At 58.5% G+C, this 25,937-nt stretch carries 22 protein-coding genes and 1 pseudogene; 11 read left to right on the top strand and 12 right to left on the bottom strand.

Going from position 1 to position 25,937, the window contains the following annotated elements; all coding sequences use genetic code 11:
* Positions 1-476 precede the first annotated feature (476 nt).
* The 5 genes and pseudogenes from NW826_RS05335 to NW826_RS05355 form a co-directional block, all read left to right on the top strand.
* A pseudogene (locus NW826_RS05335) lies at positions 477-776 on the top strand (endonuclease domain-containing protein); the annotation flags it as partial.
* A gap of 552 nt (positions 777-1,328) precedes the next feature.
* Positions 1,329-3,263: a DUF1156 domain-containing protein gene (locus NW826_RS05340; RefSeq protein WP_414509638.1), complete on the top strand. Its 1,935-nt coding sequence runs from the start codon at positions 1,329-1,331 to the stop codon at positions 3,261-3,263.
* Positions 3,264-3,433: 170 nt separating this feature from the next.
* Complete coding sequence (locus tag NW826_RS05345; protein WP_414427165.1) at positions 3,434-4,006, top strand: Uma2 family endonuclease; 573 nt, start codon at positions 3,434-3,436, stop codon at positions 4,004-4,006.
* An 18-nt stretch (positions 4,007-4,024) separates the two neighbouring features.
* Positions 4,025-4,597, top strand: a complete 573-nt coding sequence (locus NW826_RS05350) for a Uma2 family endonuclease (protein WP_414333597.1) — start codon at positions 4,025-4,027, stop codon at positions 4,595-4,597.
* 54 nt (positions 4,598-4,651) lie between these two features.
* Positions 4,652-8,029 (top strand): Swt1 family HEPN domain-containing protein, encoded by a 3,378-nt coding sequence (locus tag NW826_RS05355; protein ID WP_414509618.1) that lies wholly within the window; start codon positions 4,652-4,654, stop codon positions 8,027-8,029.
* Positions 8,030-8,061: 32 nt separating this feature from the next.
* On the opposite strand, the gene NW826_RS05360 is transcribed toward NW826_RS05355, so the two are convergent.
* The 5 genes from NW826_RS05360 to NW826_RS05380 all read right to left on the bottom strand — a co-directional run bounded on the left by NW826_RS05360 (position 8,062) and on the right by NW826_RS05380 (position 13,541).
* A complete protein-coding gene (locus tag NW826_RS05360; protein WP_414509619.1) occupies positions 8,062-9,432 on the bottom strand; it encodes a cytosine deaminase in 1,371 nt (456 codons plus the stop codon).
* Positions 9,425-9,748, bottom strand: a complete 324-nt coding sequence (locus NW826_RS05365; protein WP_414333592.1) for a YggT family protein — start codon at positions 9,746-9,748, stop codon at positions 9,425-9,427. Before NW826_RS05365 ends, NW826_RS05360 begins: the two co-directional genes overlap by 8 nt.
* A gap of 169 nt (positions 9,749-9,917) precedes the next feature.
* Positions 9,918-10,292, bottom strand: coding sequence for a hypothetical protein (locus tag NW826_RS05370; RefSeq protein WP_414333591.1), 375 nt, complete (start codon positions 10,290-10,292; stop codon positions 9,918-9,920).
* Between the two features lie 42 nt (positions 10,293-10,334).
* The gene (locus tag NW826_RS05375) at positions 10,335-12,101 is read right to left on the bottom strand and encodes an ABC1 kinase family protein (RefSeq protein ID WP_414509620.1); all 1,767 of its coding nucleotides are present in this window, start codon (positions 12,099-12,101) and stop codon (positions 10,335-10,337) included.
* A gap of 153 nt (positions 12,102-12,254) precedes the next feature.
* Entirely contained in the window at positions 12,255-13,541 is a 1,287-nt protein-coding gene (locus NW826_RS05380) for a glucose-1-phosphate adenylyltransferase (protein WP_414509621.1), read from the bottom strand.
* 117 nt (positions 13,542-13,658) lie between these two features.
* Between NW826_RS05380 and NW826_RS05385 the strand changes: the two genes are divergently transcribed.
* From NW826_RS05385 to sat, 3 genes are all read left to right on the top strand, one after another.
* Positions 13,659-14,441: a ParA family protein gene (locus NW826_RS05385; RefSeq protein ID WP_414509622.1), complete on the top strand. Its 783-nt coding sequence runs from the start codon at positions 13,659-13,661 to the stop codon at positions 14,439-14,441.
* A 128-nt stretch (positions 14,442-14,569) separates the two neighbouring features.
* On the top strand, positions 14,570-14,941 hold the full coding sequence (locus tag NW826_RS05390) for a hypothetical protein (protein ID WP_414333585.1): 372 nt from the start codon (positions 14,570-14,572) through the stop codon (positions 14,939-14,941).
* Positions 14,942-15,054: 113 nt separating this feature from the next.
* Positions 15,055-16,233, top strand: a complete 1,179-nt coding sequence (gene sat / locus NW826_RS05395) for a sulfate adenylyltransferase (RefSeq protein WP_414509623.1) — start codon at positions 15,055-15,057, stop codon at positions 16,231-16,233.
* A 165-nt stretch (positions 16,234-16,398) separates the two neighbouring features.
* On the opposite strand, the gene NW826_RS05400 is transcribed toward sat, so the two are convergent.
* The 7 genes from NW826_RS05400 to pstS form a co-directional block, all read right to left on the bottom strand.
* Positions 16,399-16,575 (bottom strand): hypothetical protein, encoded by a 177-nt coding sequence (locus NW826_RS05400; protein WP_414333583.1) that lies wholly within the window; start codon positions 16,573-16,575, stop codon positions 16,399-16,401.
* 308 nt (positions 16,576-16,883) lie between these two features.
* Entirely contained in the window at positions 16,884-17,309 is a 426-nt protein-coding gene (locus NW826_RS05405; protein WP_414509624.1) for a hypothetical protein, read from the bottom strand.
* A gap of 43 nt (positions 17,310-17,352) precedes the next feature.
* Positions 17,353-18,180, bottom strand: coding sequence for a TlyA family RNA methyltransferase (locus NW826_RS05410; RefSeq protein ID WP_414333580.1), 828 nt, complete (start codon positions 18,178-18,180; stop codon positions 17,353-17,355).
* Between the two features lie 109 nt (positions 18,181-18,289).
* Positions 18,290-19,117: a phosphate ABC transporter ATP-binding protein PstB gene (gene pstB, locus NW826_RS05415; protein ID WP_414333579.1), complete on the bottom strand. Its 828-nt coding sequence runs from the start codon at positions 19,115-19,117 to the stop codon at positions 18,290-18,292.
* 66 nt (positions 19,118-19,183) lie between these two features.
* Positions 19,184-20,083 carry a phosphate ABC transporter permease PstA gene (gene pstA, locus NW826_RS05420; protein WP_414509625.1) on the bottom strand — a complete coding sequence of 300 codons (900 nt, stop codon included), beginning with the start codon at positions 20,081-20,083 and terminating at the stop codon, positions 19,184-19,186.
* 6 nt (positions 20,084-20,089) lie between these two features.
* Entirely contained in the window at positions 20,090-21,058 is a 969-nt protein-coding gene (gene pstC / locus NW826_RS05425) for a phosphate ABC transporter permease subunit PstC (protein WP_414333575.1), read from the bottom strand.
* A gap of 24 nt (positions 21,059-21,082) precedes the next feature.
* Positions 21,083-22,159, bottom strand: coding sequence for a phosphate ABC transporter substrate-binding protein PstS (gene pstS / locus NW826_RS05430; protein ID WP_414509626.1), 1,077 nt, complete (start codon positions 22,157-22,159; stop codon positions 21,083-21,085).
* A 403-nt stretch (positions 22,160-22,562) separates the two neighbouring features.
* On the opposite strand from pstS, the gene rplI reads away from it, so the two are divergent.
* The 3 genes from rplI to NW826_RS05445 all read left to right on the top strand — a co-directional run bounded on the left by rplI (position 22,563) and on the right by NW826_RS05445 (position 25,928).
* On the top strand, positions 22,563-23,027 hold the full coding sequence (rplI, locus tag NW826_RS05435) for a 50S ribosomal protein L9 (protein WP_414333571.1): 465 nt from the start codon (positions 22,563-22,565) through the stop codon (positions 23,025-23,027).
* 129 nt (positions 23,028-23,156) lie between these two features.
* On the top strand, positions 23,157-24,914 hold the full coding sequence (gene dnaB, locus NW826_RS05440) for a replicative DNA helicase (RefSeq protein ID WP_414509637.1): 1,758 nt from the start codon (positions 23,157-23,159) through the stop codon (positions 24,912-24,914).
* 117 nt (positions 24,915-25,031) lie between these two features.
* On the top strand, positions 25,032-25,928 hold the full coding sequence (locus NW826_RS05445) for a universal stress protein (protein ID WP_414509627.1): 897 nt from the start codon (positions 25,032-25,034) through the stop codon (positions 25,926-25,928).
* Positions 25,929-25,937 lie beyond the last annotated feature (9 nt).

The following is a 25,937-nucleotide window of genomic DNA, read 5'->3' on the forward strand; positions in this document are numbered from 1 at the left end:
CCCCCTCTCCCATAGGGCGAGATTGCCCTCACCCCCCAGCCCCCTCTCCCATAGGGCGAGATTGCCCTCACCCCCCAGCCCCCTCTCCCATAGGGCGAGGGGGAGTTTGTGGTTTGAATCGGTGGTATGGGGCGCAAGGATTAGCGGCAGATGTGCGCTACTACGGACAATGGATGCGGGATGAGGCTTTTAAGCGGATCGGGCATTTGTATCCGAAGATTGCCCTCACCCCCCAGCCCCCTCTCCTATGGGGAGAGGGGGAGAAGACTCAAAACCCTCTCCCTCTGGGAGAGGGCAGGGTGAGGGATCCATCTGTAGTCCACTTAGCACAAGGTCAGTTGCCCAATGGCGATGTTGCCCTCACCCCCCAGCCCCCTCTCCTATGGGGCGGGATGGCCCTCACCCCCCAGCCCCCTCTCCCTCAGGGAGAGGGGGAGTTGGAGAAATGGGAAGTTCCTCCAGCAATTCAGAAGAAAATGCAGGAGGTAGCTCGACAACTGCGGCGGCAATCTACACCTTCTGAGGCGATTTTGTGGGAAGCGTTGCGTAATCGCCAGTTGGAGGGGCGTAAGTTTCGGCGACAGCACCCGATCGGCACATTCGTGGTCGATTTTTTCTGCAAGGAAGAGGCTTTGATTGTAGAGGTCGATGGGCCAATCCACGAGCATCAAAAAGATTTGGATCGCCAACGGCAGGAACTGCTAGAAAGCCTGGGGCTGCGCTTTGTGCGCCTGAGTAGCCACTTGGTAGAAACCAATCTCCCCGTAGCCTTGGATCGAATCCGCGCCGCCTTCCGCCCCCTTCCCCCCTCTCCCCCAGGGAGAGGGGACGGGGGTGAGGGAAAACTTCCCTCAGGGAGAGGGGATGGGGGTGAGGGAAAACTTCCCCCAGGGAGAGGGGACGGGGGTGAGGGAAAACTTCCCTCAGGGAAAGGGCAGGGTGAGGAAAAAGCAACGGTCATTGCTTGGCTGTGGGCAAGAACGGTGAAATGTCCTAACCCAGCTTGCGGTTGTCAGATGCCATTGGTGCGCTCGTTTCAGCTTTCGACCAAGAAGGGGAAGGAGGCTTGGGTGGAGCCAGTGATTGAGCGCCTTGATGCCCTCACCCCCCGGCCCCCTCTCCCCAAGGGCGAGGGGGAGAGAACTCAGAACCCTCTCCCTCTGGGAGAGGGCAGGGTGAGGGTTCAATTCGTAGTCAAAACTGGCAAGGGCAAAGCACCAGAAGGCACAGTGGATCGCAAAGGGGCAAAGTGTATCGCCTGTGGAACTCCTGTGCCACTGGACTATGTGCGCCAAGAAGGTAGAGCAGGACGGATGGGATCCCAATTGATGGCCATTGTGGCGGAGGGACAAAACGGCAGAATTTATCTATCTCCCACCGCAGAACATGAAGCTATTGCCAGATCTGCTCAACCCACTTGGAAACCGGATGCTGAGTTACCACACAATCCAAGGGATTTTAAGACTCCAAATTATGGGATGAACACTTTTGCCGACCTCTTCACCCCGCGGCAACTGGTGGCTCTGACGACCTTCAGCGATTTGGTGGCGGAAGCACGGGAAAAAGCCATCCAAGATGCGATCGCCGCTGGGATCCCTGATGACAATGTGCCTCTGGCTGAGGGGGGAACGGGAGCTAGGGCGTATGGAGAGGCAATTAGTGTTTATTTGGGGATGGCTTTGAGTCGTTTAAGTGATATTTGTAATTCACTATGCATGTGGGAAAACACGAAAACCCAAGTCCGACACTTATTTACTCGACAGGCTATTCCCATGCTTTGGGACTATGCAGAACCAAATATATTTTCAAATTCTGCTGGAGATTTTGAAATTAGTTTAGGAAGTCTACTTAGAGTTGTTGAGAAGTTAGATCATCTTACTAACGGACAAGTCACCCAGCACGACGCAATGGCTCCTCACCCTGACGACACTACCCCTAAGCTCATCTCCACAGACCCCCCTTATTTCGACAACATTGGGTATGCCGATCTCTCAGATTTCTTCTATGTCTGGTTGCGTCGTTCCCTTAGTTCAATTTATCCCAACATTTTTAGCACTTTATTAGTTCCTAAAACTCAAGAACTCGTCGCTACTCCCTATCGCTTTGGTGGAGACAAACAAAAAGCCAAGGAATTCTTTGAAACAGGACTCAGCAAAGCCTTTAACCGACTGCATGACATCTGCCATGCCGATTATCCACTCACTGTTTACTATGCCTTCAAGCAAACCGAAGAAGACCCCTCACCCCCCGATTCTCTCTCCCACGAGGGACGAGATGGCCCTCACCCCCCAACCCCCTCTCCCATAGGGCGAGGGGGAGAAAATTCAGAACCCTCTCCCTCAGGGAGAGGGCAGGGTGAGGGAGGCAGAGCCTCAACGGGTTGGGAAACCATGCTGGAAGGGTTAATCCAGTCTGGCTTAACCATCGATGGCACCTGGCCCATGCGTAGCGAACTCCAAAACCGCATGGTTGCATCTGGTACTAATGCCCTCGCCTCTTCCATCGTCCTTGTCTGTCGTCCCCGTCCTGCCAATGCGCCCAAAGCCAGCCGTGGCCAATTTCTCAAAGAACTCAAGCGAGAACTACCCCAAGCCCTGAAACTCCTGCAACAGGGCAACATTGCGCCTGTTGACCTAGCCCAGGCCAGCATTGGCCCTGGCATGGCGATCTATTCCCGCTATGCTGCTGTTTTGGAAAACGATGGTTCTCCTCTAACAGTTCGCACTGCTCTCCAACTCATCAACCAGTACCTGGACGAATACCTTGAGGAACAAGAAGGCGAACTCGATAGCGCCAGCCGCTGGGCGGTGACCTGGTTTGCCCAACACCGCTTTGAGCCGGGCCCCTATGGAGATGCAGAAGTCCTCAGCAAGGCCAAAAATGTCAGCCTCGAATCCTTGGAAGAACTTGGGATCCTGGAAGCCAGAGCCGGCAAGGTGCGGCTACGAGAGCGCGGATCCCTGTCGCTTCCTGAGGCAGGGATCCGACTGCCGGAGAGCCTTCCTCACTGGCTGATCACCCAGTTTCTCATCCAAACCCTGGACACCCAAGGGGAAATGGCAGCCGCAGAATTGCTGGCCAGCCTGGGGGAAAAAGGCCCCATTGCCCGCGACCTTGCCTACCGGCTCTACACCCTCTGCGACAAAAAAGGCTGGGCCCAAGAAGCCCTAGCCTACAACACCCTGGTCATCGCCTGGCCAGAGATCAGCCGCCTTGCCTTGCAGACAAAGCAGAACAACATCACCCAGCCCAGCCTATTTTAATCCCCCCTCTCCCTCAGGGAGAGGGGCCGGGGGTGAGGGCTGTTCCTCAGGGAGAGGGGCCGGGGGTGAGGGGCTGCTCCCTCAGGGAGAGGGATCCAGGGGTGAGGGATCCAAAAGACTACAATAGCGCCAGCGCCCCCTCAAATCCTCTGAACGGGATCCCTCAAGCCGTGATCTCCCTCAACTTGCGGCCCAGCCTGGAATTGACCGATGAAGTCTTTGAACAGCTCTGCCGGCAGAACCCTGAGCTGCGCCTGGAGCGCACCGCCCAAGGGGAGCTAGTGGCCATGGCCCCTGTCGGCAGCGATAGCAGTCGCCAAAACCTGAGCCTCAGCGCCCAACTCTGGCAATGGAACCGCCAAACCCAGCTTGGCGTGGCCTTCGACGCTTCTGCCGGCTTTGCCCTGCCCAACGGGGCCATTCGCTCTCCCGATGCCGCCTGGATTGCCAAGGAGCGCTGGCAGCAGCTTACCCCCCAGCAGCGGCGCCGCTTTGCCCCCCTGTGTCCCGATTTTGTCTTGGAGTTGCGCTCCCCCACGGATGATTTGGCCACTCTGCAGGCCAAGCTGCAGGAATACCTTGAGAACGGATCCCGGCTGGGCTGGCTGATCGACCCGGAAAGCCAGCGGGTCTACGTCTATCGTCCAGGCCAGCTCCCCCAAATCCTGGAGCGGCCCACCTGCTTGGAAGGGGATCCCGTCCTCCCTGGCTTTGTTGCGGATCTTACCCTAGTCTGGGAATAGCTCCCAGAGAACCTGCCCATGATCGCGCTTAACCTACAGCCCAGCCTGGAGTTGACCGATGAAGTCTTTGAACAGCTCTGCCGGCAGAACCCTGAGCTGCGCCTGGAGCGCACCGCCCAAGGGGAGCTAGTGGCCATGGCCCCTGTCGGCAGTGAGAGCGGGCTTCGCAATGCCGACCTGCTGGGGCAGCTCTGGCAGTGGAACCGCCGCACGAGCTTAGGACTTGTCTTCGACTCCTCCACGGGCTTTGCCCTGCCCAACGGGGCCATTCGCTCTCCCGATGCCGCCTGGGTTGCCAAGGAGCGCTGGCAGCAGCTTACCCCCCAGCAGCGGCGCCGCTTTGCCCCCCTGTGTCCCGATTTTGTCTTGGAGTTGCGCTCCCCCACGGATGATTTGGCCACTCTGCAGGCCAAGCTGCAGGAATACCTTGAGAACGGATCCCGGCTGGGCTGGCTGATCGACCCGGAAAGCCAGCGGGTCTACGTCTATCGTCCAGGCCAGCTCCCCCAAATCCTGGAGCGGCCCACCTGCTTGGAAGGGGATCCCGTCCTCCCTGGCTTTGTCGCCGATCTCAGCTTAGTTTGGGAATAGCCTGCCCCGAGTTGCCCTCTTTTCCCACCTGCCCCTTCTTGCAGCCCTTGACCGATGGCTATCAGCAACCACGAACGTGTTGGACGCGCCCTCAATCTTCTCCGACAGGGGCTTTATCCGTTTGTCGTGCGGGAAATGCAAGCCTTTCATGGCGAGAACTGGCTGAACGTGGCCGCCGACACCTTGCCCCAGAGCTCTCCCAAGTCCAAAAGCCCAGAGCAGATCCTCGAGCAAGATGTTGCGGCCCTGCTGACCCTAATGTGGGAGCAATGGAACACCGTCTTCAGGCAAACCTTGGGTCAAGCAGAGCGCACCCTAGTCAGCGAGCTGCGCAACACTCGCAACGCCTGGGCCCACACCTGCACCTTTGGTTTTGACGACGCCTACCGCGCCCTCGATAGCGTGGCCCGCCTGCTGAGCGCCATTGCCGCTCCCCAAGCAGCCGAGGTGGAAAAGCAAAAGCAAGAGCTGCTGCGGCTACGCTACGAAGAACAGGCCAAGCGAGAAAGTCGCCGCGCCATTGTAGCTTCTCTGGAAGGCCAACCCCAAACTGGCCTCAAACCCTGGCGGGAGATCGTTACCCCTCATCCGGATGTGGCCTCTGGCCGCTTCCAACAGGCCGAATTTGCCGCCGACCTCTGGGAGGTTTACCTTGGCGAGGACTCCGCTCGCCCCGGCGGGACGGCGTCCTTTGAGTACCGGGATCCCGTCGAGTTCTACCGCCGCACCTACCTCACCAAAGGGCTGCAACAGCTTTTGATCAACGCCCTGAGGCGCCTCAGCGGCCAAGGGGGAGATCCGGTAATCGAACTGCAGACCAACTTTGGCGGCGGCAAGACCCACGCCATGCTCGCCCTCTACCACCTTTTCTCCCCCCCTTCCGGGAGAGGGAGTGAGGGCCTCCTACCCGACACAGAACCTCTTTTGCAAGCTGTTGGCCTACAGAGACCACCGCAAAACGTCAGAATAGCTGTCCTGGTGGGGAACAAGCTCCAGGCCAGCGGGATCCCTCCCTACCGGCCCGAACACAGCCAGCAAAACCGCCCCCTGATCCGCACCCTTTGGGGAGAGCTGGCCTGGCAATTGGGCGGGCCTGAGGGTTATGAACTGATGCGGCAGGCCGATGAGACTTCCACCAACCCTGGCGACAGCCTCAAGGTTTTGTTTAACCGCTATGCTCCTTGCCTAGTTCTCATCGACGAATGGGTGGCCTACGCCCGCCAACTGCACGACACTCCTGACCTGGCTGGCGGCACCTTCGACACCCAGTTTACCTTTGCCCAGACCCTGAGCGAATCGGCCAAGAACGCCAAAGATACCCTGCTGGTGGTCAGCGTCCCCTCTTCCGACATCGAAATAGGCGGCGAACGGGGCAAGGAAGCTCTGGTTCGGCTCAAGAACGCCATCGGGCGAGTCGAGTCCCCCTGGCGACCGGCCAGTGCTGAAGAAGGCTTTGAAATCGTCCGCCGTCGCCTGTTCCAGCCCATTCTTGACCCTGACCTGTTTGTGCAGCGGGACGCGGTGGTCAAAGCCTTTATGGATCTCTACCGCAGCCAAAGCCAGGAGTTCCCCAGCGAGTGCAAAGAAAGCGACTACGAACGTCGCCTCAAGGCCGCCTACCCCATCCACCCCGAACTGTTCGACCGGCTTTATGCTGACTGGTCAACGCTGGACAAGTTTCAGCGCACCCGCGGCGTCCTGCGCCTGATGGCCAGAGTCATCCATATCCTCTGGCAGCGCGATGACCGCAGCCTGCTGATCCTGCCCGCCCACATCCCCATGGACGACCAGCAGGTGCAGTCGGAGCTGACCCGCTACCTCGACGACAACTGGCTGCCGGTCATCGAAAAAGATGTGGATGGGCCCAATTCTCTTCCCCTGAGCCTCGACGGCGCCCATCCCAACCTGGGCCGCTACTCCGCCTGTCGCCGGGTTGCCCGCACCATCTACATGGGATCCGCCCCCACCCTGCGGGCTGCCAACCGAGGCCTAGAGGAGCGCCGCATCAAGCTGGGCTGTGTCCAACCGGGGGAACATGTAAACACTTTTAGCGATGCCTTGCGGCGCCTTTCCGACCAAGCCACCTACCTCTATGTGGATGGCAATCGCTACTGGGTTTCCACCCAGCCCAACGTCAACCGCACCGCCCAGGAACGGGCTGAGCAGCTTTTGCAAAACGAGCGCCACTCCATCTGGGAAGAGCTCCTCCGCCGTCTCAGAGCCGACAAAAGCCGAGGCGAATTCGGCGCCCTGCACATCGCTCCCGAATCTACCGCCGACATCCCCGACGACAGCTTGGGGGTGCGGCTGGTCGTCCTTTCTCCTCAATATCCCCACAGCCGAGGTAACCAAAACAGCGAAGGACGGGCATGGGCAGAGCAAGTTCTGCAGCGCCGCGGCAGCGGCCCTCGCTACCACAAAAACATGCTCCTATTTTTGGCTCCCGACAAAGCCAAATTGGAAAACTTGGAACGCCATACAGCTCAGTATTTGGCGTGGAAGGGAATCGAGGAAGAGAAAGACATCCTCAACCTCGATGCCTTTCAAACCAAGCAGGCCAACACCAAGCTAGAAGAGTCGAACAGGGCAGTTGATATCAGTCTACGGGAAACCTACCAGTGGCTTTTGATCCCAACTCAGCCCGATCCCCAGGGTGGCATTGAGTGGAAAGAAACTCGCTTGCAAGAACAAGACTCTCCCATTTTGCAAGCCAGCCGCAAGGCTGTTCGTGAAGGTGATCTAGTGGTCAGTTATTCTGCCCTCAACCTGCGCTTGGATGTTTTGGACAAGTTTCTCTGGCGGGAGGCAGATCATGTGAGTTTAAAACGGCTGTGGGAGTGCTTGACCCAGTACCCCTATCTGCCTCGCCTGAAAAATCAGTTGGTCTTGTTACAGGCTGTTCAAGATGGCGTTGCCTCAGAAACCTGGCGGGAAAGCTTTGCCTACGCTGAAAGTTTTGACGAAGCTAGGGGCAAGTATCTTGGCTTGAGAGCGTCAACCAGTGTCAACGCCGCCCTCAATGAAAATGGGCTGCTGGTCAAGCCAGAAATTGCCCTACGGCAACTCAACGAGCACAGCTTCCCTCCCCCTCGGCCTGATACCGATGCCCCGTCAGGGCAAGCTGAAGTAATAGCCATAAAAGATAGTAGACAGGATAAGAATCAACCCCTTGCCCCAATCTCTCCTGAGCTGCCCCGGCGCTTCTATGGCAGGGTAGAAATTGCCGATCCCTTGCGAATCAACAGAGATATTGCCACCCTCGCCGAAGAGGTGATCCGGCACCTGACCAATCTGCCGGGATCCACCGTCAAAATCACCCTGGAAATCGAAGCGGAAATACCGGAAGGCATGCCGGAGACCGTAAGGCGCACCGTAGCAGAAAACTGCCGAGCCTTGAAGTTCTGCACCCAGGAGTTTGAGAGCGATCTTTAGATAATCCGCAGCAGTAAGGAGCTCAACCTACTCTATGAGCTGCAATCTGCCCCTGCGTTGAGATCGTCCAGCTCTGCGTAGTCCGGCAGCGCCGTGTCGATGGGCTGGCCTTGGCGCAACACTACTCGGTCATGCTGAGGTCGGGAAAGGAGCTCGTCAAAGCCTCGTCCTTTGAACAGCACCAAGTCTGCCGACAGGCCCACCCCAATTTGTCCGGCCTCTACCAAGCCCATCCTACGGGCCGGGGTGGCAGTGATGGCCTGCGGCCAATCCCCGTAGGGGGTGTCCAGGTGCAGGATGCGGGTGGCCTCCCGAAACACTTCTAGGCCGTCGTGATCCCCGAAGCCGTGGAAAGGATCCCGGCAGTTGTCACTGGCTATCATCACCGGCACGCCCAAAGCCTTCAGCTCATGGAGCAGCGTTACCCCCCGCCAGCGGGGCGTGTGGCCGGGGCGGCGGTCTTGTAAATAGAGGTTACACATGGGCAGGCTGACCACGGCGATCCCCGCCTCTTTGACCAGGGCCATGGTCTGGTGGGCCACCTGCGGCGGCTGCACCGCCAAACTGCAGCAATGGCCGCACACCACCTGGCCGGAAAACTCATGGCGCAAGGTTGCTGCTGCCACGTGTCTCAACGTGAGGGATCCCGGATCCTCCGTCTCGTCGGTGTGGAAGTCAAGATCCAGCCCCCGCTCCTGGGCCAGGGCAAACACCCGCTCCAACTGCTCATCCAGCTCCGGCCCCATCGCCGCTACCCCACCCAGGATCCCGCCCAGCTCTGCCACCTTGTCCGCCAGCTTCTCCCCTGCCGGCGTGAGAAAGAAGTCCAAATGGGTCAACGTCACTGCCTGCAGCTCCAGTCTGCCCGCCCACTCTCGCCGCAACTGGGCAAACACCTCCCAACTCACCTGGGCGTGGGGGCCGTTGCAGACCAGGTGGGTGCGCACCGCCTGGGATCCATGGGCATAGCTGCAGCGCAGGCCAAAGTCGCAGCGGCGGTAGATATCCTGCCAAAGTTTTTCGTGCCTGCCGGCGTAGGCCCGCTCCATTTTGGCCCAGTCTTCCTGCTCGGCCCGGATGGCCCCGGCAAACGTGCCGTCGGGGTTGGGGGTGCGCGGCCACACGTGCCCTTTGTCCAGGTGGGTGTGGATATCGACAAAGCAGGGCCACACCTGTCCCCGCCTTAGATCTACACTCGGGATCCCCTGAGGCGGGATCCCATTGGCTGCTTGGATGTGGGCAATTCTCCCCGCCTCTATTTCCAGATCCAGCAGCACCAGGCCCTCCCGGTTAGGCGCGGCCCCTGGCACCGCATCTTTGACCACCGAGACGGGAACTTGGGCATTGAGCAGCCAGTAGTGGGCAGCGCCAGGGATCTGCAGGGTGATCCCGCAACTAGGCAAACTGGCCCACCACCTGCATGGCAAAGCTCAGCAAAATGAAGGCCAACCAGGGGGAGAAGTCCAAGCCGCCGATGGGGGGGATGAGGCCGCGGAAGAGGTTGAGATAGGGATCCGTGAGCTGGCTGAGCACCGACAGGATGGGGTTCGACCAGTTCAGTTGCGGGAACCAGCTCAGCAAAATCCGCACAATCAGCAGGGCATTGTAAATGACGATGAACTGGTAAAGGGAGCGAAACAGCAAAGACGCGGCACTGCCGTAGACCAGCCCCAGAGAGAGGCCGTCTGTCCAAGGGAGCAACAAAGGGCTGAGCATCATGGTTAGAAACAGCGAGGGAACGACTCTTCAACTCATCTCAACTTAAGCGCTGTCGGCAGAGGCAGACCTGATCCAGGAGGGCAACTCAGCCGAGCGACGAGAACACTGGCACCCCTCAGGGGAGAAAGCCAGTGCCGCCTCTAGTTTGGCATGGACAGGGATCCCCTGCTTAAGGCTTTTCCTCGACAGCGCTAGAAGATATTTCCTTGACAAGCAGTTGTGCGCGGGTGGCCTGGATCGCCTCGTTCAACTCGGCAATCTTGGCTTCGAGGGTGCGGCGGGCCTGGGCAATCCGCTCTGTTTCCTGTTCCCACTCCCTCCAGTCGCTGGAGCTGGGCACAGCCGGCTCACCCGAGACTCGGAGGCGCGGCCGCTCAGGCGGGACAGAGGTGCCGTTGAGACGGTCGGGATCGCGGCGCTGGCCTTCGGCGGATCCCTTGCTCAGTCGGGGGGCCAGCACAAAGGCGATCACCCCGCCGATGATCCCGCCCAACACAGCGCCGGCTACCACACCGGCAATGAAGTCACCTTTCTGATCTGCCACGCTTTTGTCCAGCTCACCAAACTTAAGCTATCTTCTTCTGTTCTACCTTTCCTGTCCCACTCCCGCCAGCAAATTCGGCCAGGGCTGGGGAAGTCGCCAGTGGCTGAGCCGCTCCAGGTGGGCTTGCATCTGTTCCCTCAACTCGGCCAAAGCATGTTGCAGATCGCCGGGCAGGGATCCCAGTGCCGCCTGCCAGAGGTGAGTTGGAGACAAGTCGGGGCTGACCACATGCCACAGCCGCTGTAGCTCCTCAAAGTGAAGGCGGTCATCTTCCGTAAGCGAAAGCACCAACTGGCGGCGCAGCTCGCGGGCCTCTTCCGACATCAAGTAGCGCAAACCCATTTGGGCAGTGGGGATCCAATCCAGCCCCCCATCGCTGCGGGCAATTTGGATCAAATTCTCCAGGCGGTTCCAGCGGAACTTGCCATCTTTAATCAGCACTTGCAGCAGCCGCTGGCGAATGCGGGGTGACTCATCCGTCAGCAGGCGCTTGGCCACGTAGGGATAGGCCACACCAACAATGCGAAACTGGGGATAGAGGCTAAGAGCCACCCCTTCTTGAGTAACCAAAGAGCGGATTACCAACGCAAAGTGGGAGGGTACCTGAAAGGGGTAGCGGTACATCAAATCGGAGAACTGGTCGGTGGCGGTTTTGAAGTTGAAGTTGCCCACCTCCTGGTTCAACACATCCGCCAGCACCGTCTCCAAAGCAGGGATCAGCTCTTGGCGGTTGACATCCGGCTGTAAAAAGCCCAGATGGATAAAATCGTCGATTAAGGCGTTGTAGTCGCGATCCACCAGGTGAACCAGCGCGTCCACCAGATATTCCTTCATTTCTTCGGTGAGCTGGTCCATCATGCCGAAGTCGATATAGGCCAGGCGGCCATCGGCCAGGGCAAACAGGTTGCCCGGATGGGGATCGGCGTGGAAAAAGCCGTATTCCAGCAACTGCTTCAGGCCAGCCACCACGCCGATGCGCACCAGTTGTCTGACCTCCAAGTTGGCGGCTCGAATCCGCTCCACATCGGTGAGCTTGATGCCGTCGATCCACTCCAGGGTCAACACCCGGCGGGTGCTGTAGGCCCAAAAGATGCGCGGCACATACACATTGGGATCGCCGCGAAAGTATTCGGCAAAGCGCTCGCAGTTTTGCCCTTCGTTCAGGTAGTCGATCTCCTCAAAAAGCTTGTAACCAAACTCATCCACCACCGCCGTCAAGGTGTTGCCCAGGTTCAGGGGCAGCCAGGAACCCAGCCAGGTGGAGGCCCAGCGGATGAGGTACAGATCTAGGCTCAGCCGCTCCCGCAGGTGGGGCCGCTGCACCTTGACCGCCACCCATTCGCCACTGTGCAGTTGCGCTTTGTAAACCTGGCCTAGGCTGGCCGCGGCCACCGGCTCGGAAGAGATCTGGGCGTAAATTTCGCTAATCGGACGGCCCAACTCTGACTCGATGCGGGCAAACGCCTCCTGGGAAGGAAAGCTGGGCAGTTGATCCTGCAGCTTGGTCAGCTCTTCCAAGTAGTCTTTGCGCACCAAGTCCGGTCGCGTCGAGAGGGCCTGCCCCACCTTGATGAAGGTGGGCCCCAGGTCGGTGAGCAGCTTGCGCAACTGGGCCGAGCGCTCCGCCACATTGCGCTCCGTCTGCCCCCACAGGCGATCCCAGCGCAGACAGAGGACAAACCAGAGAAAGGGCCAGAGAATGGCCAGCGCCCGACCGATCACCTGCGGCAGGCGCCAGCGGTAGTAACGAGCAATAAATTGCGGATCGTAAACTTCTAGGTCGGCAATCGAGGAAATCCTATTCAGCACGCTCAAGGGATCTCACAATCTGTTTTTAAAGCTCTCAATATTTATCGTAATCTATTGTAACGGCAAAAGCCTCTTGGTTCCTCTTCATCTTGCTTAACAGCGCCTCCTCAGCGCTCGCTGGCCAGGTTCTCGGCCAGAGCCGACCTCCCCCGATCAAATGACGGTGTTGTCCGGGATCACCGAGTCCTTGATGATGGTGACGATGCCGTTGCTGATCCAGATCCCTTCCTCTTCCCGCTGCGCTTCGCTGACGTGATCCTTGTTGAGGATGCGGACGTTGCGCCCGATGCGGGCGTTCTTGTCTACGATGGCGTTGACAATGTGGGAGTTGGCCCCGATGCCCACCGGTGGGATCCCGGCCTCCAGCTTGGCCTGGCGCTCTTCTGCCGACTCGTAGTAATCGGCCCCCATGACGAGGGTGTTTTCTATGATGGTGTTGGCTTCCAGGCGGCTGCGAATGCCGATGATGGAATTGCGAATTTGGGCATTTTTGATGATACAGCCGTCGGCGATGATGGAATTGACGATGTGGGAATCGAGAATCTTGTTGGGGGGCAAAAAGCGCGGGCGGGTGTAGATGGGCATTTCGCTGTTGAAGAAGCTAAAAGGCGGGTTGGGCTGCTGCACCAGCGACAGGTTGGCCCGATAAAAAGCCTCGATGGTGCCGATGTCTTCCCAATAGCCCTTGAAGAGGTAGGCCTGCAGATGGTACTTGCCAATGGCTGCCGGCAGCACCTCTTTGCCGAAGTCGGTGTGCTCCTTCACCTGCAGCATCTCGATGAGGGCTTCCCGCTTGAATACATAAATGCCCATCGAGGCGATGTAGGGCTTGGCCTTGGCCTCTTCCGGGCTAAGGCCGAGGGCTTGGGTATCGACCCGGCAGGCTTGCAGCAGCTCCCCTTGCGGCTTTTCCTTGAAATCGACAATGCGACCGTTCTCGCCGATCTTGAGCAGGCCAAAACCTGAGGCCACTTTTTCTTCGCAGGGGAGCACCGCCAGCGTCACATCGGCTCCGGTCTGCCGGTGATGGTGGATGAAGGGGCGGTAGTCCATGCGGTAGAGGTGATCCCCAGACAGGATGAGGAAGTCCCGCGGCTTCCAAGAGTCCATCAGCCAGAGATATTGGCGCACAGCATCGGCGGTGCCCTGAAACCAATCGGGGTTATCGGGCGTTTGTTGGGCCGCTAAAATATCCACAAAGCCGCCTGTGAAGGGGGACATGCGGTAGGTGTTGACGATGTGGCGGTTGAGGGAGGCGGAGTTGAACTGGGTGAGGACGTAGATTTTGTCGATATCGGAATTGATGCAGTTGCTAACCGGGATGTCGATGAGGCGATACTTGCCTGCCAGAGGCACAGCAGGTTTAGCACGGCGCTTGGTCAGGGGATAAAGTCGGGTGCCACGCCCACCGCCCAGGATAATCGCCAGTACATCGCGCATGGTTGTCCTCCACCAGGCTACACCCAATAGCATAGACTGCTGCGGGGGCACCTGGCCCAATCTGGCTGAGGGGAATCGGGAAACCGGAAGCAGCTGAAACAAATTCTGGGGAAGCGGATGGCACGCGTCCTGGCTTTTACCAACAATAAAGGGGGCACCGGCAAGTCCACCCTCTGCGTCCACGCGGCCCAGTTAACGGCTCAACGGGGCTACCGAGTTCTGCTCATCGATCTCACCTCCCAGGCCACCGCCAGCAGCTTTTACCTGGAAGAGGCCGGATCCCTGCCCCCCGAGGAAACAGTCTGGGCCAGCTTGCACCCGCAGCATCGATGCTCTTTGGAAGAGGTGATCTATTGCACCGACAAGGGGGTGGATGTGGCGCCCTCCCACAGCACCATGGCGGAAGTGGCGGCCCAATTGGCGGCTGCCGGCGATGCAGGGCAACACCTGTTGCAGCACCAGTTGGATCCCTTGCTGCCGGATTACGATTTTATCTTTCTCGATACGCCGGGGGAACTGAATGCCCTCACGGCCAACGCCCTGCGGGCAGCCCAGCGGGTGTTGATCCCGACCCGGCTCAACCGCGCCGATTTCTCCTGTACAGAGGTGACCCTACGCTACATTGAGACCCTGAAAGGTCAGTTGAGCCAGGCCCGTGCTGTCTTGACCATGCTGGACGACCGCTACTTGCCGGGGGGCATCTGGTCGGGATCCCATACCGGGCAATTGTATGTGCAAGCGCAACAGATTTTTGCGGATGTGCTTTCACCCGTTACCATTCCAGATAGCAGCGATTTGCGCACCGCTTTTGACTACGGCTTGACGGTCATGGACTATCGGCCTGGCTCGGTGGTGTGTCAGCGATTGGTGCAGTTTGTCGAACATGAGGTGCTCTTGTGACTGGATCGGACCGTAGCCTCTTTCCTTCTTCAGGAGAAACTTCCCGCACTCGGCGTAAGGCCAGTGCTAAAACCAGTTCAGAGCCCACCTCTGCAGAATCTACTCCCACGGGCGAGGAGCCGACAACGATGTCTTCTCAGTCTCCTACAGAACCAGCCCCAGAATCGCCAGAAATTGCAACTCTCAAAAGCCAACTGGCCGAAGCTCAACAACGCTTGCAGGACTACCAAAACAAAGTCTCTGCCTTGCAAGCTCAGCTTGAGCAAGTCACTGCCCATCGGGACGAATTGCAGAAGGCGCTGGCCCAGTTGCAGGCGGTGGCAGACGAGCGGGCCAAGACCATTCAGGAACTGCAAAGCCGCCGAGGACAAGCTCCACTCCCGGCTAGGCCCCAACCCTCCGCTTCCCCGCTGCAGGCGCAGAAGAAGATCATGAATCGGCCCATCTTCGACAATGTGTCGCCCACCGACGAAGATATGCCGCCCTACATGCTGGACTAGGCAGTGGGTACTATCCTGGATTGCACCCGAGGAAAGAAGGGTGTAGGGTTAGGGATCCCTGTCTGCTCGGTTGCCGTTCTGGTCTTCACGCTATGACTTCATCCCAGGCGAAGATGACTGTTTCTTGCGATGCCATTCCGCCCCATGGGGGCACTTTGGTTAACTGCATTGCCCCGCCCGAGCAGGCACAAGAGCTGCGCTCCAAAGCTGAACACTGCCCCATCCTCTACCTCGACGAGCGGGCTCAGTCGGATCTGGAGATGATCGCCATTGGGGGCTTTAGCCCGCTCACCGGCTTCATGGGGCGGGCAGATTACCAGTCGGTTCTGGAGACGATGCATCTGGCCAATGGCCTGGCTTGGTCGCTGCCGGTGACGCTGCCGGTTGCTGCCGAGATAGCCGCCGATCTCAAGGAAGGGCAGACCATTGCCCTGGCCAACGGCGAGGGCAGGCTCTTGGGCCTGTTGGAATTGACCGAGAAGTTCACCTACGACAAAACCCGCGAAGCGCAGCAGGTCTACCGCACCACCGATGAGCAGCATCCGGGGGTGAAGGTGCTCTACGAACAGGGATCCGTCTATTTGGCTGGCCCTGTAACTCTCTTCCAGCGGGATCCCCATCCCCTTTTCCCGGCCTACCAGATCGACCCGGCTCAGTCGCGGCAACTGTTTCGGGAAAGAGGCTGGAAAACGATCGTCGGCTTTCAAACCCGCAACCCCATCCACCGCGCCCACGAGTACATCCAGAAGTGCGCGCTGGAAATCGTGGACGGGCTGTTTCTCCACCCGCTGGTGGGGGCCACCAAAAGCGACGACATTCCCGCCGAGGTGCGCATGCGCTGCTATGAGGTGCTGATTGAAAAGTACTACCCCAAGGAGCGGGTCATTTTGGCCATCAACCCTGCGGCCATGCGCTATGCCGGCCCGCGGGAAGCCATCTTCCACGCCCTCATTCGCAAAAACTACGGCTGCACCCATTTCATTGTGGGCCGGGATCATGCCGGGGTGGGGAATTACTACGGCCCCTACGATGCCCAGCACATTTTCGATGAGTTCCGTCCTGAGGAACTGGGCATCATCCCCCTCAAGTTTGAACACGCCTTCTATTGCACCGTCACCGGCACCATGGCCACGGCCAAGACCAGCCCTAGCCAGCCCCACCAGCGCATCCACCTGTCGGGCACCAAGGTGCGGGAAATGCTGCGCCGCGGCGAGATCCCCCCGCCCGAGTTCTCCCGCCCCGAGGTGGCCCAATTGCTGGCCGAAGCCATGCGTGAGCGCGGTTCGTCGTAGCTTTTGTGATTTCTCTGAGTAGAGGCAAAAGGGTCTGCGACCAACCAGACCCTATGTATTGATAAATTTATAAAGAGACAAAAACCCCACGCCCAAAGGCATGGGGAGGATGCTGCTCTCCTAGGAAACCCTCGTCAGCAAGCTCTCAATGGGCAGCAGCAGACCTCATCCCGCCTCAAAGCGGAGTTGCTCGGGATCCACATAATAGCAGCGGGCATTGTCAACACAGATCAGCGCCCAGCCATTTTGGTCAACATCGACCAACGTATATTCGGATTGAGGGATGAAGTGGCCCTGGTGGTTGCGGGTCTCGCCTTTAACCCAAACAGTCTGACGGTTCATCTTAAAGTTCCTCCAATTTACAGTCAAAAAATCAAAAGCAGGACTCAATTTCAATGCAAGTCAGTGCAAGAAGTGTCACATCAAACAGAACTAGGATGCACCAAACCCCTCGCATCTCCTCAAAGCCCAACCAATCCATAGGCTTGGGTGTGATGCAAGCTAGCTCACAGCGGTGAATAAATACCGTCTTGCGATTTGGTAAGAGAAGTCTAGCACCAACTCTATGAGAATATTGTTAAAAGTTGCAGATTAAATTGACAAGCTCTAGATTTTTCTAAATTCTTGTTGCAAAATTGCGTCAAGCCTGCCTAATTTTCTTCAAATAGCCACTGGTGCATCTTGCTCAGGTGAGGCCAAGCGGGACGGCGCTTCCCTCCCTCTGCCAAGTTGGATTTGACCCCCTCGATCTGCTCGGGATCCCGCGCCAAGATTTGCTTGATGGTCTCCACCTGCTGGCGTACCCCCGTTTTTTTCAGCTCCAGCATCGCCAAAGTCAAGTTCAGCCGCGGCTGGGCGTCCACCGGATCCAGCTTCACGGCAGTTTGGGCGGCTTTCAGGGCTTTTTCCGCTTGCCCCTCCAAAAGATAGAGCCAAGACAGGCAAGTCCAGGCTGCTGCCGCCTTCGGGGATCCCTTACAGATAGCCTCAAAGGAAGGGATCAGCGTCTTGGCTGCTTCCCCCGCCTCGTAGCGCCGGATCCCTTCCTGAAACAATTCTTCAATGGCTGCGCTCATTGTTCTCAATTGAGCATAATGACGTATTGACAAATGTGCCGCTTTATGGGTGCAAGGCTATTCTTGCCTGCTCGCCCATCTGTTGTAGCGCACCGGTGTCGGGGAGAGGGATCCCTTCTCCTTCCGCCAGCCAGAGCCAGTACTCGATGTTGCCGGCAGGGCCGGTGATGGGCGACCAAGTATAGCCCTGCACCTGCCAGCCGCGGGCCACTGCCGCCTGCATCACCGTCTGCAGCACGCGGGCATGGATGGCCGGATCCCGCACAACTCCTTTTTTGCCCACCTGGCCTCGGCCCGCCTCAAACTGGGGCTTGACCAGCAGCAGAGCCTCCCGCGGCGACCGCAACAGCTTCCACAAAGGATCTAACACCTTGGTTAGGGAAATAAAAGAGAGATCCACCACCGCCAGATCCGCCCAGCTTGGGGTGGGCACCTCGGTTCCGTAGAGATCGGCCGGCTGCAGGTGGCGCAAGTTGGTTCGTTCTTTGAGGATCACCCGCGGGTCGGTTCGCAAAGACCAGGCCAACTGCCCATAGCCCACATCCACCCCATAGACCCGCTGGGCCCCCTGTTTGAGTAGGCAATCGGTAAAGCCCCCCGTGGAGATGCCTGCATCTAAACAAATACGGCCCTGCACCTGAACAGAGAAGGTTTGCAGCGCCCCCTGCAGCTTTTCTCCCCCTCGCGAGACAAAAGCAGGCTTGCACTGGATGTGGATTACGGGATCCCCGCTCACCCAGGCTCCAGCCTTCTCCGCCCGCACCCCATTGAGGAGAACTTCGCCTGCGAGGATGGCGCGCTGGGCCTGCTGGCGGGAAGAGAAATATCCCCGCTCCACCAACCAGCTATCCAGGCGCACCCGCTCGGCCATCTCACTACTGCTGTTAACAGCTCCTACCCGATTTTCAATTTCTCAGGATAGGAGAGCGGGATCCCTCTCGACCAGATCTGGCTTGGCGCCAGCAGAAATTGGCGGGGGATTAGCCAAAGCGTCCGCTCACGTATTCTTCCGTCTCGCGATTGACGGGAGAGTTGAAGATCTTCTCGGTGCGGTCGAACTCCACCATGCGTCCGTAGCGAACCCCTTCGTCGTCCACCTCGGTGTTAAAGAAAGCCGTGAAGTCGGACACACGCGCCGCCTGCTGCATGTTGTGGGTGACGATGATGATCGTGTAGCGACGCCCCAATTCCTTAAGCAGCTCCTCAATGCGCAGCGTGGAGATCGGATCCAGCGAGGCGCAGGGCTCGTCCATCAGGATCACTTCCGGCTGAATGGCCAAGGTGCGAGCAATGCAGAGGCGCTGCTGTTGTCCGCCGGAGAGGGAAAGACCGCTCAGCTTTAACTTATCTTTCACCTCATCCCAGAGAACGGCCTGGCGCAACGCACGCTCCACCAGCTCGTCCAGATCCCCCTGATAGCCATTGATCCGTGGCCCAAAGGCTATATTGTCGTAGATAGATTTGGGGAAGGGGTTGGGCTTCTGAAACACCAGGCCAACCCGCCGGCGCACCTCAGAGGGATCCACATCGGGGTCGTAGATATTTTTTCCGTGAAAAATGACCGAGCCTTCTACCCTTGCTCCCGGGATGAGATCGTTCATGCGGTTGAAGCAGCGCAAGATGGTGCTCTTGCCGCAGCCTGAGGGGCCAATGAAGGCTGTGATGTGATTTTTCGGGATCTTCAGGGAAACCTGCTTAACCGCTAGGTGGGAGCCGTAGTAGACGCTCAAATCCCGCGTCTCTAGTTCAACCTCCAAACGGGTGGATTTCTCAGGAGAGCCGGACTTGTCAGAGAGTGGAGAGCGCATAGGAGTACCGAAGGAGATAACGTCACTGCAAAGCCTAGATTGAGTTAAACCAACAGGTGAGAGGGATTAGATGGTGATGGTTTCCTGCCGACGACTGACGATGAGCCGGAAACTGACTGTGGTGATCAACACCAAAATCACCAGAGCCAAAGCCCCTCCCCAGGCGATCTTCTGCTGGTTTTCAAAAGGAACGAGGGCAAAGTTGTAGATCAACACAGCCAGTGAGGCTACTGGCTTTAACAGACCGCTGGGCCAGAGGAAGCTAAACAAAGCAGTGAAGATCAGAGGCGCTGTCTCACCCGCAGCGCGGGCAATGGCCAACGTCACCCCCGTCAGGATCACCGGCAGAGCTGCCGGCAACACCACGCGAAACACCGTCTGTACCCGCGAAGCTCCCAACGCATAGGCAGCAGCCCGCGTATCTGCCGGCACCAGGCGCAGCGCCTCTTCACAAGACAAGATAATGATGGGCAGAGTCAACACCGATAGAGCCATCCCGCCGGAAAGGGCAGAGAAGGTCTTGGTGGAGAGCACCAGCACCCCGTAGGCAAACACCCCGGCAATGATAGAGGGAACCCCCGTCAACACCTTGATGATGAAGCGCAGAAAGGAAGCTGTGGGGCTGTTTTGGCCAAACTCCGAGAGATAGATGGCAGCAAACAGTCCGATGGGGAAGGTGATGGCGATAGCAATCGACACCACAATAACCGTCCCCAGCACCGCATTGCCAAATCCCCCCACCTGATCGCCGGGAGGAGGGGGAAGTTGGGTCAGCGCTTGCCAGTTCAAACGCTCGATGCCTCTGGTGAAAACGTAGTAGAGGATGAGAACCAGCACGAAGATGGCAAAGATGCTGGAGAAAACTGTCAGCGCTGTCATTCCTACATCCAAGAAGACGCGCCGCCAGGACTTTGCTCTGCGCTTGAACAAATTGCCTTGATCTACCGCCTGAACTTGCGTCGTCATGTTCCTCTACTCCCGCGAAGCTGTCAACGCGAACTTGACACGGCGTATCATCAGCTCTGCCGCAATGTTTACTACCAGAGTGATGGCCAACAAAATCAAGGCCACATACATGAGCGCTGCCACCTGCTCAGGGCCTGCTTCTGCGAACTCGTTGGCCAACAGGGCCGGGATGTTGCTGGCAGGAGCTAGGAGCGAGACGCTAATACCGCGGGCATTGCCGATCAACATCGCCACTGCCATCGTCTCCCCCAAGGCACGTCCCAAACCCAAAACCACCGACCCCAGCATGCCGCCAATGGCCGCCGGCAGCACAACACCAAAGATGGCTTCCCAGCGAGTGGCCCCCATCGCATAGGCAGCCGCCCGCAACTCCGGCGGAACGGCCACCAGCACTTCCCTGGCAATGGCAGTGATGATGGGGATGATCATGATCCCCAAGACAACCCCTGCCGTCAGCATCCCCGGCCCCACCGGTGGCGTACTGAAAATGGGCAACCACCTGAAGTTCTGGAACAAGAACATCTGAATCGGGCGAAAGAAGGGAATGAAGATAAACAACCCCCAAATGCCGTAGACCACGCTGGGAATGGCTGCCAGCAGCTCCACCACGATGATCAAGACTGTGCGCAAAGACTTGGGCAAAAAGTCCTCGCTCAAAAAGATGGAGATGCCGAAGCTAAAAGGAACGCCCACGATCAGGGCAATCAGAGAAGTCACCAGGGTGCCGTAGATCTGGGGCCAAGCGCCGTAGTTGTTCTCAACAGGATCCCAGGTGGTGCCCCAGAGAAAGCCCAGCCCGAACTTCTGAATGGCAGGTAGCGACTGGATCCCAATCTCCAGGGCAATCCACAACAGCAGCAAAGCCGAGAAAAAGACGGCAATCCGCGTTGCCCAGATGAACAACCAGTCGCGCCGGCGCTGGAAGACGGGCCGGGGCCGAAATAGAGAACTGCTCTCCGAAAAAGTAGTAGTCATCTGCCGGGTGCGGGGTACAAACTTCTACGGAGTGATGTTTTCCAGAGCAGCCAGAGCTTTCTGCCGCGTTTCTTCCGGCAAAGGCACATAGCCCAGCGGCTCCGCGAAGGATTGCCCTTCCGTGAGGCCGTAGCGGAGAAACTCCTTGACAGCTTTGGAGGTTTCAGCTTTGGGGTAGACTTTGTAGGCCAAGATCCACGTGTAGCCCACAATGGGGTAGGAGTCTTCCCCGGCGGGATCCGGGTCAACCCCCAACAGCCGCTCGTCGAGCTTGATTTTGGCCAGCGCTGCCTGCTCCGTCTCAACTTTGGGGGTGACGAACTTGCCCGACCGGTTTTCCAGGCGAGCGATGTTCAGGTTGTTGAGCTTGGCGAAGCCGAACTCTACATAGCCGATCGCGCCAGGGATCTGCTTAATCTGCTCGGAAACGCCTTCGTTACCGCGAGCTCCCACCCCGGTTGGCCAGTTCACGGAAGAGCCACGACCCACTTTTTGCCGCCATTCCGGGCTAATGGCGTTGAGGTGGGTGGTAAAGATGTCGGTGGTGCCGCTGCCGTCGGAGCGGTGCACAACGGTAATCGGCAAATCCGGGAGAGTCACCCCTGGATTAAGGCCAGCCAGCAGCGGATCGTTCCAGTTCTTAATTTTGCCCAAGAAGATATTCACCAGCGCCAGGCGAGAGAGGCGAATTTCGGGGCCCACGCCGGGGATGTTGTAGGCTGCCACCACTGCCCCCCCCACCATCGGCACGGCCACCATGCCCTTGGGAGGGTTGGCTTCACTCTCGATCTGGCTGATCTCTTCGGGACGGGGCACACTGTCGCTGGCGCCGAAATCGACAGTGCGAGCCACAAATTGCCGCCGCCCGGCACCGCTCCCCACCGACTGATAGTTGACTTGGATGTTGGGGTTTTTCTTGCCAAATTCCTGAGCCCAAGTTTGGTAGATGGGAGCCGGGAAAGTAGCTCCAGCGCCGTTGATGGTTACGGTCTGCTGAGCAAATACCCGCTGCCAATTTGCCTGGCTGGCCACAAACCCAGCAACCGTGGCAGAGACAGACTTCAGGAAAGAACGACGTCCCAAGGAGCGCAGCATCAACATACAGAAATCTCCCAGATGAAGATGGTGTCTCGATCCAACTCTGAGTGCTCTAACCTCAGAACCTGCTCAAGCCGGGCTGATCTCAAAAAACAAGGGATCCTGTTAAAGATCCTTGCCACTCTGGTTCTTGTCGTTAATGTAATATAACGTTCATCCTTTTTGGTTAACGCGAGGTTAAAATCAGGTTATTTCTGACTACAGCTAGCCCCCCTTGTCGCTCTTTCCAGGGATCCCTTGCAGCGGAGAACACCATCGATCGAAGAAACGCGGCGCGAAGACCCCCGGATTCAAGGGCCTACGGCTGGGCTCTGGGGCCGGCTGAGTTTTCCGAGCTCTTTGGGCTGACATCAGCTTGGCAAATGCTTAGAATGAAAGGCTGTCGAGAAAATCAGTGCTTTCCTCCATGTCTAAACGCAATGTGCAAGTTGTGCTGCGCCAGGCGATCCCTGGCTTGGGCAGCCCCGGAGAGGTGGTGAGCGTCAAGCCTGGCTATGCCCGCAACTACCTTTTCCCGCGGCAGATGGCGGTGCGGCTTACACCTGGGCTTCTCAAGGAGCAGCAGATGCGCCGGGAGCAGGAAGCTGCCCGCAAATTGGCGGAGAAGCAGCAGGCGGAAAACTACAAAAAGGCTTTGGAGACCATCGGTCGCTTTGTCATCCGCAAGAAGGTAGGCGAAAACGATCTGCTTTTCGGACAGGTGACCACCAGCGACATTGCCGAGGTGGTGCTGGCTACCAGCGGCCTCGATATCGATCGCCGCAACATCCTGCTTAATGAAGAAATCAGAAAAACCGGGGTTTACCCCGTGCAGGTCAAGTTACACCCCGAAGTAACGGCTACGCTGCGCATTCAGGTCACGCCTGACTGAGAGCAGGGATCCGCGGAGAGAGGCTCTGTGGCCGGCGGGTATGCTCACTGAGCCCGTTGCTCTGAGGCGTATGGCCGAGAGGCTGGGTTGGTTTTTCTATCCTGGCTTGTGGTGATTAGCGATTACGACTTGACGGGTGGGGATCGGCTTCCGCCTCAAAACATAGAGGCTGAGGAGGAGATCCTGGGGGCTATTCTTCTCGATCCCGAGGCATTGGCGCGGGTGGTGGAGTTCCTGCGTCCCGAGATGTTTTACCTCTCGGCCCACCAGGAGATTTACCGGGCTGCCCTGCATCTGCACAGCCAAGGCCAACCCACCGATCTGATGACGGTTTCTGCCTGGCTGGCGGATCACCACCTTCTGGAGCGGGTGGGGGGGACAGGGGCAATTCGTCGTCTGCTGGAGCAAACGGTTAGCAGCGTCAACATCGACCAGTACGCCCGCCTGGTGGTGGACAAATACATGCGCCGCCAGTTGATCCAGGTGAGCAACACCCTGGCTCGTCTGGCCTACGACACCAGCCAGCCCCTGTCTCAGGTGATGGATCAGGCGGAGCAGCAGGTGTTTGGCCTCACCCAAGAGCGAGTGCAGCGCAGCCTCATCCCTGCTTCTGAGGTTTTGGTGAACATCTTCTCGGATCTGGAGGAGAAGTTCCAGAGCGGGGCTCAGATCCCTGGGATCCCGACCAAATTCATCGACCTCGACAACCTGACCCAGGGCCTGCAACGCTCGGATCTGGTGATCCTGGCCGGTCGCCCCTCGATGGGGAAAACCAGCTTGGCCCTTAATATTGCCCAAAATGTGGCCGCCTACGTCAGGCAGCCGGTGGCCATTTTCAGCCTAGAGATGTCGCGGGAGCAACTGGTGCAGCGGCTTTTGGCCAGTGAGGCCCGCATCGACAGCAGCCGCCTGCGCGCAGGGCGCATCAGCGAGCACGAGTGGCAGCGTCTGGGGCAGGCGATTGGCTTTTTGTCGCAACTGCCCCTGTTTATCGACGACACTCCCGATTGCACCGTTACGGAGATTCGCTCTAAGGCGCGGCGCTTGCAGGCGGAGCAAGGAGGAACGTTGGGGCTGGTGTTGATCGACTACTTGCAACTGATGCAGGGATCCGCCGCCGACAACCGAGTACAGGAGCTGTCGCGCATCACCCGCGGCCTCAAGGCGCTGGCCAAAGAGCTGATGGTGCCGGTGCTGGTGCTCTCTCAGCTCAGCCGGGCAGTGGAGTCGCGCTCTGATAAGCGTCCGCAACTGGCGGATTTGCGGGAATCCGGCTGCCTGGCGGGGGATACCCAGGTGATGGACGTGGATCGGGGCAAGCTCTGGCGGCTGGAACAACTGGCGGCCCTGCCAGCCTCAGCAGAACTGCCCCGCCTGCTCAGCCTCAACGGGCGCGGGCGCCTGGTGCCCCAACAGCCGGTGAAGGTGTTTTGCAGTGGCCGGCAGCCCACCTGTCTTTTGAAAACCCGCCTCAATTTCTCCATTCACGCCACCGGCAACCATCCTTTCTTGACGTCAGAGGGATGGAAACCCCTCGACGAGCTGCAACTGGAAGAGGAGGTGGCGGTGGTGGTACAGGAAGGGTTGATCTGGGATCCGGTGGTGTCGATTAGCGAGCCGGGGGAGCCCCAGCCGGTTTACGACATCGAAATGCCCCGCCACCACAACTTTGTGGCCAACGGCCTGCTGGTACACAACAGCATCGAGCAGGACGCCGATGTGGTGATGATGATCTACCGCCCGGAGTACTACGATCCCAACACCAGCGATCGCGGCATTGCCGAGGTGATCATCGCCAAGCACCGCAACGGCCCCACCGGCACCGTGCGCCTTTTGTTTGAAAGCCAGTACACCCAGTTTCGCAACTTGGCGGATCCCTATCGCTAAAGGCAAACCCGCTGGTGCCTGGTTCCTCCGGCAATTCCAAGAGCAAGGCAGGGGGGTGTTAGCTTAGGATAGCTGACAGCTTCAGCCGAGCTCGGCCACTGCCCTCTTTATCCTCTCATGTTTAAAAACGTTTTAATTGCAACCGATTGCAAAGATGGCCTGCAAAGGTTTGGCAAGTGCTTAGATGCCCTACACAGCAACGGCATTCAACGCCTTGTTTTCTTGCACAGCCTGATTTGGAAAGATGACGATATCGGCCTTCCCGAAGACCCCACCCCCAAAATAGAAACCAAGAAAGCCCAGTTTCGCCAGCTTTTGGGCACCATTCCGGAGGGGCTGGAGGCTAAGGTTTTGGTGCAGGTGGGCCAGCCGGTGGATCTGATTTTAAAAGGGATCCAAACTTACAGCTCCGACCTGCTGATCACAGGCATGGGGATCCACAACCTGCTCACCGAAAAACTGTTTGGCAGCACCACCGTGGAGCTGCTGCCTAGGTTGAACATCCCCCTGCTGGTGATGCGCCCGCAACTGCTGGCCGTCTTTACCCTCGAGGAGCTGCGCCTGCGCAGCCGCCACCTATTTCGCTCTCTCCTGGTGCCTTTTGACTTTGAGGAGCCGCGCCGGCAACTGCTCAGCCGTCTCGGCCAACTGCTGCCGGGGACTTCCCAGTGCCAATCGGTTACCCTGCTCTATGTGGTGGATCCCAGCGCCCGCCGCAACCAGGGAACGCCGGTGGAGGTGCTCAAACGCAAGGCTGAAACTGACTTGGCTCAGGTGATCGAGCCGTTGAGCGAGCAGGTGCAGCCGCTGCAGGTGCGGGCCCTGGTACGGGTGGGATCGCCGCTGCAGGAGATCCTGGCCACCGCTGCTGCCGAGGACGTAACTGCCATCGCCACCGCCTCTCCGCGGGTGGGCAGCTTTTGGGAGTGGTCGGTTCGCAGCCTCACCGGCGAGATCCTGCGGCAAAGTTGGCATCCGGTGTTGTTTTTCCCGCGCGGGTCTTTGGCCCAGTAGAGCTGCTCA

The sequence above is a fragment of the Synechococcus sp. OH20 genome (assembly GCF_047502685.1).
Taxonomy (GTDB): domain Bacteria; phylum Cyanobacteriota; class Cyanobacteriia; order Thermostichales; family Thermostichaceae; genus Thermostichus.